Raw genomic sequence first — 14,565 nt, forward strand, 5'->3', positions numbered from 1 at the left:
CATGTACAGATATCAGCGTGGCGCCGGCTTTGCAATCAGCAATGGATGGGAGGGCGTGGGCGTCGCCGGAAAACCCTGCTTGCCGTGGGCTGCGAAGGCTAGACCCGCCAGGCGCTGCGGTTCAAGACGCCTGGCCTTGGGGCGGTTCGCCTTTCATTTGCGCCAGCACTCGTTCGGCGTTTGCCGTGCAGTGCATGCCGTCGGGCTTGTCCTCGATACTGGCGATGATCGCCAGCAGCTGCGTCTTGTTCTGCCCCAGCCGCTGTTGCAGCGTTTCGATCTCGGCGACCTTGGCGCGCAGGCTGGCGAGCAGTTCGTCATGAGCCCAGTGTTGCTGATCCGGATCGGGCAGCAGCCGACGAATCTGTTCCAGGCTGAAGCCGGCTTGCTGGGCACAGCCGATGATCTCCAGGGTCTGCAGGGTCTGCGGTGGGTAGTCGCGGTAGCCGTTGGCCTGGCGCCTGACGCCGCCGATCAGGCCGCTGGCCTCGTAGAAGCGCAGCCGCGAAGGGGGCAGCCCGCTGCGCTTGGCCAGTTCACCAATCTTCATAGACGCGCTCCGTGGCCGCTTGACATTAAAGTTGACTTTAACCTTAGCATCCTCGCGTCACCCATGAGGAGCCTTCCTATGTCGCCGTTCCAGCCACTGCAGTTGCCCAATGGCACCACCATCCCCAACCGTATCGCCAAGGCGGCCATGGAGGAAAACCTGGCCGATGCCGAGCAGGGCCCTTCCGCCGAGCTGCGACGCCTCTACCAGCGCTGGGCCGATGGCGGGGCCGGCCTGCTGCTGAGCGGCAATGTGATGATCGATCGTCGCGCCATGACCGGCCCCGGCGGTGTGGTGCTGGAGGATGAGCGGCAGCTCGAGGGCTTTCGTCAGTGGGCGCGTATCGGCCGGAGCCAGGGCGCCCAGTTCTGGTTGCAGCTCAATCATCCGGGGCGGCAGATCCAGGCCAGTCTCGGTCAGCAGGCGCTGGCGCCATCCAGCGTGGCGTTGGAGCTGGGGCGCCTGTCGAGGTTGTTCGCCGTGCCCAAGACCATGGACGAGGCGGATATCGCCGAGGTGATCCGGCGTTTCGTGCGCACCGCGCAGCTGGCCGAGCAGGCCGGCTTCAGCGGCGTGCAGATCCACGCCGCCCACGGCTACCTGCTCAGCCAGTTCCTTTCGCCATTGAGCAACAGGCGCAGCGACCAATGGGGCGGCCCGCTGGAAAACCGCGCGCGGCTGCTGCTGGAGGTGGTCAGGGCGGTGCGCGCGGCGGTTGCGCCGCAGTTCTGTGTGGCGGTCAAGCTCAATTCGGCGGACTTTCAGCGCGGAGGCTTCGACGCCGAGGATGCCTGCCGGGTGGTCCAGATGCTCAACGAGCTGGACGTCGACCTGGTCGAGTTGTCCGGCGGCAGCTACGAGGCGCCGGCCATGCAGGGCGATGTCCGCGATGGCCGCAGTCTGGCGCGCGAGGCCTATTTTCTGGAGTTCGCCGAGCGCATCGCCGGTGTCGCCCGGATGCCGGTGATGGTCACCGGTGGCATTCGCCGCCGCGCCGTGGTCGAGCAGGTACTCGCCAGCGGCGTGGCCATGGCCGGCATCGCCACGGCCCTGGCGATCAATCCGCAGTTGCCGCGCGAATGGCTGGCCGGCCGCGACAGTCACCCGCAACTGGCCCCCCTGCGCTGGAAGAACAAGGCGTTGGCCTCTTTGGCTTACATGGCGGTGGTCAAGTTCCAGCTGCGCCGGCTCAGCCGTGGACGCTTGCCGCATCCGCAGGTCTCGCCCCTGCGCGCGCTGCTGCTGGAGCAGTTCGCCACGGCCAGGCGCACGCGCCAGTACCGCCGCTGGATGGCCGCGCGAGCGACCAGCTGAGGGTCAGTCGACCAATAAGACACGCCCGCACGCTGGATCGCAGCCAAGGGATAGATCAACTGGTCATTGGCATAAGCGCGAATCGGCTTAAGTCAATCGACTGGTGACCTTGGCATCGTCTGCGGGTGTACCCACACTAGTAAAGCTTGAGTCGAGCGAACAGGAATCAGGGCTTAGAAGGTCAGGGAGCTGCGCTGGAGCACAGGTAATGAACCGCCATCACCCCCCTCGAAGGTTTCGCCCGCAGGTCACGGGCTAGCTGCAGTGCAGAGGTGTTTCGGATAGATGCTTGGTCATGGTTTCTGCGGTTCCTTCCAGGTCGCATTCCCTTCGAATTGAACTCATTGGCCAGCTATGCCCCAGGGCTCGCTCACTCGATAGCCACAACGACGTTTAGGTACCCATTGCAGGAGGCGTTCATTTTCATTGGGTCGGCAGCGGCCCGCTCATCCACCTCGAGGGACGCGTCCGCCAGATGTAACCGTCAGTGCACCGGCGGTATCGGCAGCGAACTTCAAGCTGAGTGGTCGCCTGCCAGTTTTTTACCGACCACGCCTGCGACCCTAGGCTCGACGGAGGGACAGGGCAGTCCGTCAATGCGTGCGATCCGCCGAGTCGATATCCATCGTACTCACGCACAGGACGCTAGTTATGCAAACCATTCGCAGCACTCTGGTGGTGATGGATGCACAGCAGCCCGACGCTCTGCTTCTCGACAGAGCCAAGCTGATCGCCAGCGCCACCGAATCACACTTGCACCTGCTGGCTTGTGACAAGAAGGTTCAGTTGTCATCCGCCTTGCAAGACACCGAGCAAGCTCTGCGCGAGGAGGGCTTCAGCGTCAGCGCTCAGCAGGCCTGGGATCACAGCCTGCACCAGACCGTCATTGCCGTGCAGCAGGAGCATGAATGCGGCCTGGTGATCAAGCAGCACCTGCCCGACAACCCCCTGCTCAAAACCATCCTGCCGTCGGAAGACTGGAAGCTCCTGCGTTTTTGCCCCTGCCCGGTGCTGATCGTGAAGAGCACCAGGCCCTGGGCGGGTGGGACCATTCTCGCGGCCATCGACGCCGGCAATAGCGATCTCGATCATCGGGTCCTGCATGCCGGCATCGTCAGCCATGGCTATGACATCGCCAAGATGACCGGCGGCTCCCTGCACATGATGTCCGCCTATCCCTGTCCCGAACTCATGGCCAGCGATCCGACCTTCCAGGTTCGCGAGAGCGTCCAGGCCTTGTACCTGGCGCATTGCCGGGCGCTGCAGGCCGAGTACGAGGTCGGCGATGAGCGCCTGCACCTGGTCGAGGGGCCGGCCGAATCGCTGATCCCGGCGGTCGCCGAGCGGCTTGGCGTGGCGCTGACGGTGATCGGCAGCGTCGCCCGCAGTGGCTTGTCCGGCACCCTGATCGGCAATACCGCGGAGAACATTCTCGACAGCCTGAACTGCGACCTGCTGGTGCTCAAGCCCGACGACATCATTCGCCACCTGGAGGAGCTGGCCTCGCCCCCGCACGACCGCGTGGTGGATGGGGCCATCCACTCCTGGCCCTACAGCCACAGTGCACACCTGGAGGTTCCCGCGGCTCAATCAAGCGCTGATCCGGCGCTCGGCGTGAGCCAGGGCGAGAGGGCCGGTCGCCTCGCCCGCTAGCGGGACCGGGCCGGTCGCCGGCTGGTAGGCGTCGCATGCCCGCGGGGCAAGTCCGGCCTTTCCCGCGGGGCTGTGGCGTATCCCGGCTGTCAGCTGGAGGGATTGCTGCGTCCGCTGGTTCGCCGGCGCGGGCGGGACGACTTCAGATGGACAGCGCCAGGCATTCGCCCCCCAGTCGGTCGATTGCCTGGTCGCCTTGACCCGTTGGCTGCCGGTGCCGGCAGCCCAGAGGGCGCTTCTGCCGGCCACCCGGTAGCCGCCGGAGGGGCCCGCTTGGTTGGCCATCAGCACCACCAGGCCAAAGTCGGCGGCGTAGCGGCGCAGCCTCTTAGCCCATGCCGCCTTGCCTGTCGCAAGGCGGCGAGTGGGTTGGCGTGGCGGCGTCACCAGCCATTGGCAACCGAGGTTACAGGACGCGGTAGATTTCCCAGCGGTTGGTCCCGGAAACGACATGGGGCTCGAGTTCCTTGCTCCATTGCTTGTGCGCCTCGATGGTCGCCAGCTTTTCCCAGGCCTGATTGAGTTCGCTGAGGTCGCTGATCAGGTGCTCTGTCTGCACGGTTGCCTCCAGCGCGCCGATCGAGCCGGTGAGCAGGCGCATCTTGTCCGCGCCCAAGCCAACTTGGGGAGCGATCTCGCGGATCCAGCGCTGCATCAGGTCGATCACATTCTGCTTGTAGCCGAACTTCGCATCGATGCTCCAACGGGCAATCATCATGGCTGATCTCCTTGCGATGAAAAAATAGGCGGCGAGCGCAGGCTCATTGCACCCGGCGCGGCCGAGCAACCGACACGGCGCGCGGGCTGTCATCTATAGCGTAGGTGCTCCGAGACCGGGCCGAGCGCGGAAGAGCCTGCGACATGCCTGCCGGTATCGCCAGCGGCCGCGCCAGTGCCGACCGCTAGATCCCGAACGGATAGGTCTCGTCGTCGTGGCTCGCGCTTTCGGGGGCGCTCAGCGGCTTGATCGGGCCGGTTTCATCGAGCCAGATGAAGGCGTCGAACTGATCGGCCAACACGGCCTCGAAGTAGTGGCTGTGTAGCTCGGTCTGCGGCCGGTAGATGACGCCTATGGCGCGCTCCAGCAGCGGCACCGACAGCGCCTCGCGCAAGTCCTGGCGCTCGGGGGCGCGCCAGTCGAGCAGCGCGGCGCCGGGACTGTTGCGGTGAAACTGGTATTCCCAGCTGTCCGGCCGCGCCGCACGCACCTGCTTGATTTGCATCTGGCCATCCCAGTCGTCGGCGGCCGCGACCCGGCCGTGGTCGGTGCCCATGCCGATCAGCACCGCGTCGCGGCCCCACGCCAGGCGGCTGAGTTGACCGATGTTGAACTCGCCGCGCCAGCCCATGGCGGTGGCGGCGGCATTGCCGATGTGCGAGTTGTGCGCCCAGACCACGGCCTTCGCCTGCTCTCCCCGATGCTCCAGCAGGGTCTGCAGGGTGTCGAACATATGCCGGTCGCGCAGGTTCCAGGAGGCCGCCGAGCCGCGGTACATGACCCGATAGTACTGCTCGGCGGCACGTACCACGCGGGCATTCTGCGCGGCGTTGAACAGTGCCTCCTCGTCCTGCGCCAGGGCCTCCAGGCGTTCGCTCAGCAGGCTGTTGAGCTGCGCGACCACGGCGTCCTCGCAGGAGTCGGCCTTGCCGTGCTCGACATACAGGCCATAGCGCGCCGGGTCGTCCTGCCAGGGCGACAGGCAGCCGTAGCGCCGGCGTGCCTGCTGCGCCCGTTGTGGGTCGACCCGGTCCAGGTAGCGCAGCACCTCGTCGATCGAGTTGCGCAAGCTGTAGACATCCAGGCCGCGAAACTCCACGCGCTGCTCGGCACTCAGGCGCTGGTTGTGATGGTGCAGCCAGTGGATGAAGCGCGAGACATCGGTGTTGCGCCACATCCAGCTGGGGAAGCGGGCGAAGGCGGTCTGGCTCCAGACCGAGGTTTCGCGCTGGCGGGCGAAGCGATCGAGGCGGGCGGCATCCGGCCAGTCGGCCTCGACCGCGACAATGTTGAAGCCGTGTCGCTCGATCAGACGCTGGGTGATGGCCGCGCGGGTTCGATAGAAGTCGGAGGTGCCGTGGCTGGCCTCGCCGATCAGGACCACGCGGGCGTCGCCATAGCGGTCGAACAACTCGGCGAAGGCCGGATCCTGCAGGTCCGGCAAGGGTTCTGCGTACTGGCGGATCAGCGCTGGCAGCTCGCTGCCGTGCCCAGCCGGAAGGCCCGGCACAGTGGATTCGGTTGACGGGCTCATGGCGCACCTCCACCGGCGAATCGATCACTTTTCAGTCTAATGCGGCCTGCCGGGAATGCGGGGCCGGTGACGACGAACGCGCCCTGGGTGACGTGCGCAGGGAACTCGCGGCACAGCTGGGCGGTCGCAGTCGGGCATGCTTGGCAGCCGCGCTGACGCCCGTTTGGCTGGATGGCGGTGCGCTGGCAGCCAAATTGCCGCAGACCACGTCACTCGCCATCTGGCGTCTGCCGAGGCTTTTCATTATTGTGGCGCCCCGCCAAAAAGCACGAGTATTCAATATGTTGGAAAACAGTCTCAGCCAGTTGGAGCGCCTCGTCGGCGAGCTGGTGCAGGAGAACAAGGCGCTGCTTGGCGCCAATGCACAGCTGAGTGCCGAGCTGGCGCAGGTCAAGGACGAGAACGAGACCCTGCAGCTGAGCGCGCTGGAGCACGAGGAGCTGCACAGCAGCGCCGCAGTGCGCATCCAGGCCCTGGTCGATCTGGCCTCCGGCAACCAGGCCGATGCGAGTGCTGCCCAGGTATGAGTCAGGTCGGCGAAACCATCACGGTCATTTCCATCCTCGGCAATGACTACAGCATCAAGGCCCCGGCCGGGAAGCAGCAGGCCCTGAGTGAATCGGCATTGCTGCTGAAAAAGCTCCTGGCCGAAACCAAGGCGGCCGCGCCAACCCTGATCGGCGAACGCCTGCTGGTGCTGACGGCCCTGAAGCTGTGCGCGCAACAACTCGAGCAGGAGCAGCGCCACCGCCTGGAAATTCAGCGCCTGGAGGGAGACCTGCGCGCCCGGGTCGATGACATCGCCGGCCTGATCCGTCAGGCGTGAGGCCGGCGGATTTTGTCGCTGCAGGCCTGGACGCTTCTGCGCCGGTCAGCTAGTGCGTCGGCTTGGCCGGACGCCGGCGTGCCCACAGATACGCCGGCCAGGCCCGCAGGCCGACGAGCAGGCCCGTGACCAGTGGGGCTGCCCAGACAACCATCGGTACTGGGCGACGAAGTACAGCAATGCGGCGGGGCAGGTGCAATCCATGGCTCCTCGGCGGGCTGAGGTGCTAGCGCCAGGCAAATGCGGCAGTTGGCTACCGCACCTGTGCCTCAACTATCGACTAGGGTAACGCCTTGCACCCGTACTTCAGCGGGCCATCGGCAGGGCCGCACCCATCAGCGCGAACAGACCACCGCAACTGCGGTTGAAACCCCGGCCGCAGCGCGTCAGCCAGGGGCGAATGCGGTGGGCGGCGCGGGCCAGCAGGTATTCGACCAGGCCTTCGACCACCGCGAAGGTCAAGGCCATCACGGCAAACTGCAGCCAGAGGTCGCCTTGCGGGTCGAGAAACTGCGGCAGGAAGGCGCCGAAGAACAGGATTACCTTGGGATTGGACAGCGCCGACAGCAGGCCCTGGCGGAACAGGCTGGTGGCGGCTTTGCCGGTGGTCTGCACGGGGGCTTCGAGCTGCAGCGGCGGGGCGCGCCAGAGCTGGAAGCCGAGCCAGAGCAGATAAGCACCGCCGATCCACTTGAGGAAGGTCAGCGCGTTGGCCGAGGTTTGCAGCAGGGCACCGATACCGAACATCGACAGGGCCATCAGCACGGCGAAGCCGATTACCCCGCCGCTCACTGTCCACAGGGTCTTGCGGTGGCCATAGAGCGCGCCGTGGGTCAGCGCCAGCAGGCCATTGGGACCGGGTGTCAATGCCAGGCCGATGACGGCGGTGAGATACAGCAACCAGGTGTGCAAGGCCATGGATGGAGTCCGTCAGCGTGAATTGTGGGAGGCGCGCGCCCTTTTTATGCTCGGCATGAGCGTCGGTCAAGCGAGCGGTGTCGCTATCCGATAATCAGCTCGAGGGACAGGCCAGGGGCGGTGTAGCGGCGAAAAGAAGCCGGGCAGCATCGCTGCAGCCCGGCAGGCTGAGTGGCGCTCGCGCAGAGCGTCGTCTTCATAGCACGCCCAATGGGTACTCGACGATAAAACGCACCTCGTCGACGTCGCCATCGATCTGGTTGGACGAGCTGCGGTGAGTTGCCTGGCGGACGCGGAAGGACAGGTCCTTGGCGGCGCCACCTTGCACCACATATTTGGCTTCCAGGTCGCGCTCCCAGTGGTTCTCGTCGTCGCCCCCGGCTATCAAGAAGCCACTCAAGGGGTCGGCCTGGGTGTAGTCGATATTGTCGCCGCGGACATAGCGCGCCATCAGGGTCAGGCCCGGTACACCATAGTCGGCCATATTCAGGTCGTAGCGTGCCTGCCAGGACTCTTCGCGCGGGCCGTTGAAGTCGGAGTATTGCAGCGAGTTGGCCAAATAGATGGCGTTGAAGCCGATATAGTCGAAGCCGTCATTGCCGTCGACCTTCTGGAAGGCTAAGGACAGTGCATGGGCGCCGAAGCTGTACTTGGAGGCCAGCGACCAGGTGGTGTTTTCGATGGCACCGACCAGTGCCTTGCCTTCATCCAGAGTGCGGTAGATGTTGAAATCGAAGTTCAGGGCATTGCGGTCGCTGAACGGGATGTTGTAGTTGGCATTGCCATAATAACGGTGCCACGTGTCCTCTACTTCAGAAGCGAACAGGCTAACACTCAAGTTGTCGCCGGCGCTGTAGGAGCCGCCGACCCAGTCCACCGTATCCCCGACATTACCGGCATATTGAATCTGCAGTTCACCGTCGGAATTGGTACTGCCGAATTCGTTCATCGCGGTTATATGGCCGGCATCGAGACTCAGGCTGTCGATCTCGTCGCTGGTGAGGAAGATGCCGGTAGCGGTTTGCGGAATCAGGCGTGCATCACCGGTCGCCACTACCGGGTTCTCGACGCGTTTTTCGCCGACTTTCAACACGGTGTTGGAGAGTCTGACTTTAACGACTCCGCCCGTTTCGCTGTAATCGTCCTCAGGGTGGCCATCGCTGCCTACCGGCAGCAGGAAGGTGCCGGTACGGCCACCGCCACTGTCCAGCTTGATTCCCAGATAGCCGTAGGCATCCACGCCGAAGCCGACCGTGCCTTGAGTAAAGCCGGACTCGTACATGAGCATAAATGCATGGGCCAACTCCTCGCGGTAGCCATTGCGCTCGGATGCGGGTTTGAATGCATTGGTACCGGCTCCATTGGAACCGCCATTACGGAAGTCGCGGTTGAAATAGAAAGTGCGGTTGAGGATGTTGAGCGAGCTGTCTGCGATAAAGCCGTTCGAGTCGCTTTGCTGGCTGGCAGAAGCCATTTGCAAGGTGGCGGTCGATACTGCCAACGCCACGATACTGAGTGTGATTGTTCGCATTGGTACTTCCCCTTTGAAACTCGGAGGTTGTTGTTCGGTGTGCCAGTACCAGCACTTCTTGACTGACCCTTAGAGCGTAGCCTCCGCAAGTAGAGCGACAAGTTTGTCCGATAAGTGGATGTTTTTCGGTGTGTTAGTTGCTGGGCTAAAGACTGTTTGAGGTGGAAATACGATTGCTCTGGCTGTGTCGCCAGCGATGAACTAGCGCTTGTTCTTACAGCATGAACCGAATTGTAACTGGGCAGGTTCTCGTCGGCCTTTATTGTTATTTGTCAAAGGCTTCTGCGTTCAGCTGCTCGGCGCGTGCTGCCAGTTCAGCCTCGACTTCGTCGGCCCAGGCTAGCCAGGCCCGTTCGCCGAGGATGCCGCGGCGCAGGGTCAGGTAGGGCAGGCGCTGGCGGGCCTGTTCGGCGGGGTCGAGTTCCAGGTACTGCTGCTCGATGTCCTGCAGACTGTCTAGGGTGTCCTGGTGGATGGCGCGATGGCGGGCCATCTCCACGCGCAACTCGGCCGGCTCGGCCAGGGCGCCGGCGTACAGCTTGACCAGCAGCGCGTCGTTGAGCGTGTTCGGCGCGGCCGGCTCGGCCAGCCAGCGCTTGAGCTCGGCGCGGCCGCTGGGGCTGATGCTGTAGACCTTCTTGTCCGGCTTGTCGCTCTGGGCCTGTTCGACGCAGAGCAGCCAGCCCTCGTCGCTCAGGCGGCGCAGCTCCTGGTAGACCTGCTGGTGCTTGGCGTTCCAGAAGTAGCCGAGCGACTGCTTGAAGTGTTTGACGATGTCGTAGCCGCTGGCCGGTTCGGTCTCCAGCAGGGTGAGGATGGCGTGGCGCAGGGACATGGACAATCCGTGATCGGTGATGTGCGGCCATTCTAGGCTGATATGCAAAAAGTTGCATTTGCAAGGCGTCTGGTCTATCTATGCAAATACTTGCACAACAAAAATGACATGGAGCTCGCGATGAAACGCACTGGAACCCGCTTTCGCAAGCTCAAGGCCCTCGACCATTACGACGCCATCGTCATCGGTTCCGGCATTGGCGGCCTGTGCACTGCCGCGCTGCTGGCCAAGACGGGGCAGAAGGTCTGCGTGCTGGAGCAGCACTACACCGCCGGCGGTTACACCCACGTCTACCAGCGCGAGGGCTACGAATGGGATGTGGGGGTGCACTACATCGGTGAGGTGCACAAGCCCTGGTCGATGATCCGCCGGGTGTTCGACGTGATCAGCGACGGCCAGCTGCAGTGGGCGCCGATGGACGCGCACTACGACCACATCGTCATCGGCGACCAGCAGTTCCGCTACCTGGCCGGGCGTGACGCCTTCAAGGCCGAGATCAAGCGCCACTTCCCCGAGGAAGGCGCGGCCATCGACCGCTACGTCGAGCTGATCAGCGAGGTCAGCCAGCGGATCCCGCGCTTCTTCGCCGGCCAGGCATTGCCCCGGGCGCTGGGCGTGCTCTACAACCGCCTGCGCCGTCGGCTGTTCCCCGCCTACTTCTTCCAGAGCACCCGTCAGGTACTGGAGGGACTGACCGACAATCAGCAATTGATCGGCGTGCTCACCGCTCAGTGGGGTGACTACGGCCTGCCCCCGGCCCAAGCCGCGTTCATGATGCACGCCATGGTCGCCAAGCATTACATCACCGGTGGCAACTACCCGGTGGGCGGCTCGATCCGCTTCGCCGAGACCATCATCCCGGTGATCGAGGCGGCCGGCGGCCATGTGTTCACCTATGCCGGGGTGGAGCAGGTGCTGGTCGAGGACAACCGCGCCTACGGCGTGCGCCTGGAGAAGGATGGCCACCAGATCACCGCCGACAAGATCGTCAGCTGCGCCGGCCTGCTGCCGACCTACCAGCGCCTGCTGCCGCCCGAGGTGGTCCGGCGCCACGGCCTGCTGGACCGGCTCCAGCAGGTCGAGCCCTCGGCCTCCCACGTCTGCCTGTATGCCGGCTTCAAGGGCGATGCCGCGAGCCTGGGGCTACCCAAGACCAACTACTGGCTCTACCCCGAGTTCGACCACGACCTGAGCATCAAGCGCTTCCTGGATTCACCCGGGCTGGATCTTCCGATGATCTACATTTCCTTCCCCTCGGCCAAGGATCCGGACTGGGACCGTCGCTACCCCGGCAAGTCGACGGTAGAGATAGTCGCGCCGAGCTTCCCGCAGTGGTTTGAGCAGTGGAAGGGCAGCACCTGGAACAAGCGTGGCGAGGATTACGAGGCCTTCAAGCAGCGCATCAGCGAGGTGCTGCTGGAGGCGCTGTACCGGCACCAGCCGCAGCTGCGCGCGGCCCTGGACTACTGCGAGCTGTCCACGCCGCTGTCCACCGAGTGGTTCCAGTGGAACCAGGGCGGCGAGATCTACGGCATCGAGCACACGGTGCAGCGCTTCGAACAGCACTGGATCCACCCGCAGACGCCGATCAAGAACTTCTACCTGACCGGCTCGGACGTGGTCACCGCCGGGGTCGGTGGCGCGCTCATGGGCGGGGTGCTGACGGCCACGCGCCTACTCGGCTGGCGCGCCTACCAAGTGAAGCGGTTGCTCGACGGCGTCTATCGGCCCGCGAGGCAGTCGGCCTCTCAGGGTGCTGGTCGGTGACTCAGCTCGGTGCGGCGTCGAAGCTGTCGGCGCGGGCCATCTTCCACATCCGTTGATAGAACTCGCCCTCGATCGTCTCGCCCAGCAAGTCGCCCGGCTTGAGGTAGACATGCTCCTGGGCGAACAGCTTGATTTCGCTGGCGGAGATGCGCCGCACCAGATGGTGGGCATTCAGCTGCGCCGGATGGTCGAGGCCCGCCGCGGCGAGCATCTCGGCCAGGGCCTGAAGGGTGTGGCGGTGGAAGTTGTAGACCCGCTGGCCCTTGTCCGCCACCACCAGCGCGCGCTGGCGCAGCGGATCCTGGGTGGCCACCCCGGTCGGGCACTTGTTGGTGTGGCAGGAGCGACTCTGTACGCAGCCGACGGCGAACATGAAGCCGCGGGCGGAGTTGGCCCAGTCGGCGCCGATCGCCAGCACGCAGGCGATGTCGAAGGCGCTGACGATCTTGCCGCTGGCGCCGAGCTTGATCTTGTCGCGCAGGTTCAGCCCGACCAGGGTGTTGTGCACGAACAGCAAACCCTCGCGCATGGGCACGCCGATATGGTCGGTGAACTCCAGTGGCGCGGCGCCGGTGCCGCCTTCCTTGCCGTCGACGACGATGAAGTCGGGGAGGATATCGGTCTCCAGCATGGCCTTGGCGATGCCCATGAACTCCCACGGGTGGCCCAGGCACAGCTTGAAGCCCACCGGCTTGCCGCCGGACAGCTCGCGCAGGCGGGCGATGAACTGCAGCAGTTCGATCGGCGTGCTGAAGGCGCTGTGGCGGGCCGGCGAGACGCAGTCCTCGCCCATGGGCACGCCGCGAGCCCGGGATATTTCCGCGGTGACCTTGTGCTTGGGCAGGATGCCACCGTGGCCGGGCTTGGCGCCCTGACTCAACTTGATCTCGATCATCCGTACCTGCGGCAGGCGGGCCTGTTCGGCGAAGCGGTCGGGGTCGAACTGGCCGTCGCTGCCGCGGCAACCGAAATAGCCGCTGCCCAGCTCCCAGATCAGGTCGCCATCATGCTCGAGGTGGTAGGGGCTGATACCACCTTCGCCGCTGTCGTGGGCGAAGTTGCCCAGCTTGGCACCCTTGTTCAGCGCACGGATGGCGTTGGCGCTAAGCGCGCCGAAGCTCATCGCCGAGATGTTGAGCAGCGAAGCCGAGTAGGGCTGGCGGCATTGCGGCCCGCCGATGCTCACGCGAAAGCCGTTGGGGTCGCTCAGGGGCGCCGGCCGCATGGAGTGACCGATGAACTCGAAGCCGTTCTGGTACACATCGATCAGGGTGCCGAAGGGCTTGTCGGCGATCTGGTCCTTGGCCCGGGCATAGACCAGCGAACGCTGGGCGCGGGAGAAGGGCAGCTGCTCGCGGTCGGCTTCCAGCAGATACTGGCGAATTTCCGGGCGGATGCCTTCGACCAGATAGCGAATATTGCCGAGGATCGGGTAGTTGCGGCGGATCGCCTGGTGGCTCTGCAGCAGGTCGCCGATGCCGACCAGGCTGAGCACGCCGCCGAGCAGGCTAAGGGGCCACAACCATTGATGTTCGAGGAAGGTCAGGCTGACCAGGGTGAATAGTACGCAGCAGACGAAGAAGGCGTAGCGGCTGAGCAGTGACAGGTTCATGCGGGTTCCTGCGGCGCAGAGGCTCAAACAGGCAATGTAGATGGCTAAGCGGCGATTCGTCGAGACTGGCGTTAGCCGCGCCAGCCAGGACACGGGCGCAGGATTGAGCCGCCCCGGGCAGCGGGGCGGCGTGATGGCGGTCAGCGGGCAGTCTGTTTGAAGTTGTCGTCCGAGGGTTCCTTGGTATAGGCGCCTTGGTCGTGCACCAGTTTCTGGCTGCCGTTCATCAGGGTGTTTATGCGGCTGTCGGAGGTGCTGGCCGAGGCGGCCTGGTTGCTGCTGCCGGTGATCAGCGGTGGGTTGAAGCCGAACGACCACAAGTAGTGCCAGACCGCGGCGTTGTGCTTCTCGGTCAGTTGCACGCTGTTGAAGTACCAGGGCTTGAGTTCGCTGAAGGCGGTCATGTTCATCAGGCCGCTGTTGCTGTCGCCGATAAAGCCGGTGCTGCTGGCCCCGGAAGATCGGTAGGCCTCGAAGATCACGCCCTTGGTCTTGAGCTCGCTGACGTAATTGCGGCAGACCTCGCCGACCCACTTGTTGCCCAGGTAGCTCTTGGCGTAGTTGGAGTAGAAGGGATCGAGCAGGGCGACGCGCTTGGGCAGCAGCTTGCTGTTGACGGTCCCGGCGCTGACCGCGTCGCTGATCTTCTTGGTCAGGACGATGGCCATCTGGTTGCCCAGGGAGTGACCGAGCAGGCGAATATTGTTGCCACTGTAGCCGGCCAGGTTGTCCTTGTAGCTCTGGAACAGCAGGTCGCCGGCCGATTGTGCCGGCCCGCTGCTGTAGGCGCCGCTGGCGTTGCGCCAGCGCATGGCGCGGGGGCCGCTGGCGGTCCAGATCTTGGCCTCGGCGTCCTTGACCTCGCCTTCGTCGGCGAACTGGTTCCAATAGAGGATGCCGACGTTGTAGCCCGCCGCCAGCCAGGCATGGGCCAGGTCCAGGTTGGGGCCGCCGGCGTCCTCACGATTGAAGGTCTCGCGGTTCTGGTTGACCGACGAACCATTCTGCCAGCCGTGGACGTAGATCAGGGTCGGCTTGCTCGGGCTGTAATAGGCGTTGCTGTTGCCTGGCACCGCTTTCTGCCAGCTATCGCCGTAGCCGAACCAGTACAGGCCGTGATCGAGGTTGTTGAAGGTGCTGGCCGGAAACACGCCGGTGGCGGCATTGGCTGCGGAGTGCATTGCCAACAGGAGCAGCAGAAGGAGTTTGTGCATGGTGTCGACCCGGTATTGTTGTTGTGTGGGGTCGGCAGAGCATACGGTTGGCCGTGACGGCGGCCATCGCCCGGACGGGTGATGGCCGTGTAG

12 protein-coding genes and 1 pseudogene are annotated in these 14,565 nt (G+C 64.5%); 5 read left to right on the forward strand and 8 right to left on the reverse strand.

The window, feature by feature from the left end:
* Window positions 1–121: 121 nt before the first annotated feature.
* Complete coding sequence (locus AB5S05_RS19090; protein WP_369289112.1) at window positions 122–550, reverse strand: MerR family transcriptional regulator; 429 nt, start codon at window positions 548–550, stop codon at window positions 122–124.
* Between the two features lie 78 nt (window positions 551–628).
* Between AB5S05_RS19090 and AB5S05_RS19095 the strand changes: the two genes are divergently transcribed.
* Together AB5S05_RS19095 and AB5S05_RS19100 are read left to right on the forward strand one after the other, a co-directional pair.
* Window positions 629–1,864 carry an NADH:flavin oxidoreductase/NADH oxidase family protein gene (locus AB5S05_RS19095; RefSeq protein WP_369289113.1) on the forward strand — a complete coding sequence of 412 codons (1,236 nt, stop codon included), beginning with the start codon at window positions 629–631 and terminating at the stop codon, window positions 1,862–1,864.
* Between the two features lie 651 nt (window positions 1,865–2,515).
* Window positions 2,516–3,370: pseudogene (locus AB5S05_RS19100) on the forward strand (universal stress protein); the annotation flags it as partial.
* A 553-nt stretch (window positions 3,371–3,923) separates the two neighbouring features.
* On the opposite strand, the gene AB5S05_RS19105 reads toward AB5S05_RS19100, so the two are convergent.
* Both AB5S05_RS19105 and AB5S05_RS19110 read right to left on the reverse strand, forming a co-directional pair.
* On the reverse strand, window positions 3,924–4,235 hold the full coding sequence (locus tag AB5S05_RS19105; protein WP_369289114.1) for a hypothetical protein: 312 nt from the start codon (window positions 4,233–4,235) through the stop codon (window positions 3,924–3,926).
* A 184-nt stretch (window positions 4,236–4,419) separates the two neighbouring features.
* Entirely contained in the window at window positions 4,420–5,769 is a 1,350-nt protein-coding gene (locus AB5S05_RS19110) for an erythromycin esterase family protein (RefSeq protein ID WP_369289115.1), read from the reverse strand.
* A gap of 281 nt (window positions 5,770–6,050) precedes the next feature.
* Between AB5S05_RS19110 and AB5S05_RS19115 the strand changes: the two genes are divergently transcribed.
* Both AB5S05_RS19115 and AB5S05_RS19120 read left to right on the forward strand, forming a co-directional pair.
* A complete protein-coding gene (locus AB5S05_RS19115; RefSeq protein ID WP_369289116.1) occupies window positions 6,051–6,296 on the forward strand; it encodes a hypothetical protein in 246 nt (81 codons plus the stop codon).
* The gene (locus AB5S05_RS19120; RefSeq protein ID WP_369289117.1) at window positions 6,293–6,595 is read left to right on the forward strand and encodes a cell division protein ZapA; all 303 of its coding nucleotides are present in this window, start codon (window positions 6,293–6,295) and stop codon (window positions 6,593–6,595) included. The genes AB5S05_RS19115 and AB5S05_RS19120 overlap by 4 nt, the downstream gene beginning before the upstream one ends.
* A gap of 306 nt (window positions 6,596–6,901) precedes the next feature.
* Here AB5S05_RS19120 and AB5S05_RS19125 read toward each other — a convergent pair whose 3' ends face one another.
* From AB5S05_RS19125 to AB5S05_RS19135, 3 genes are all read right to left on the reverse strand, one after another.
* A complete protein-coding gene (locus AB5S05_RS19125; protein WP_369289118.1) occupies window positions 6,902–7,513 on the reverse strand; it encodes a LysE family translocator in 612 nt (203 codons plus the stop codon).
* Between the two features lie 196 nt (window positions 7,514–7,709).
* The gene (locus AB5S05_RS19130) at window positions 7,710–9,044 is read right to left on the reverse strand and encodes an OprD family porin (RefSeq protein ID WP_369289119.1); all 1,335 of its coding nucleotides are present in this window, start codon (window positions 9,042–9,044) and stop codon (window positions 7,710–7,712) included.
* A gap of 265 nt (window positions 9,045–9,309) precedes the next feature.
* Window positions 9,310–9,879, reverse strand: a complete 570-nt coding sequence (locus AB5S05_RS19135) for a PadR family transcriptional regulator (RefSeq protein ID WP_369289120.1) — start codon at window positions 9,877–9,879, stop codon at window positions 9,310–9,312.
* Window positions 9,880–9,999: 120 nt separating this feature from the next.
* Here AB5S05_RS19135 and AB5S05_RS19140 point away from each other — a divergent pair, with 120 nt between their 5' ends.
* Window positions 10,000–11,646 carry a phytoene desaturase family protein gene (locus AB5S05_RS19140; RefSeq protein WP_369289121.1) on the forward strand — a complete coding sequence of 549 codons (1,647 nt, stop codon included), beginning with the start codon at window positions 10,000–10,002 and terminating at the stop codon, window positions 11,644–11,646.
* Window position 11,647: 1 nt separating this feature from the next.
* On the opposite strand, the gene AB5S05_RS19145 is transcribed toward AB5S05_RS19140, so the two are convergent.
* Complete coding sequence (locus AB5S05_RS19145; RefSeq protein ID WP_369289122.1) at window positions 11,648–13,258, reverse strand: FMN-binding glutamate synthase family protein; 1,611 nt, start codon at window positions 13,256–13,258, stop codon at window positions 11,648–11,650.
* A gap of 140 nt (window positions 13,259–13,398) precedes the next feature.
* The gene (locus AB5S05_RS19150) at window positions 13,399–14,472 is read right to left on the reverse strand and encodes an alpha/beta hydrolase family protein (protein WP_369289123.1); all 1,074 of its coding nucleotides are present in this window, start codon (window positions 14,470–14,472) and stop codon (window positions 13,399–13,401) included.
* Window positions 14,473–14,565 lie beyond the last annotated feature (93 nt).

The sequence above is a fragment of the Pseudomonas zhanjiangensis genome (assembly GCF_041027545.1).
Classification (GTDB): domain Bacteria; phylum Pseudomonadota; class Gammaproteobacteria; order Pseudomonadales; family Pseudomonadaceae; genus Aquipseudomonas; species Aquipseudomonas zhanjiangensis.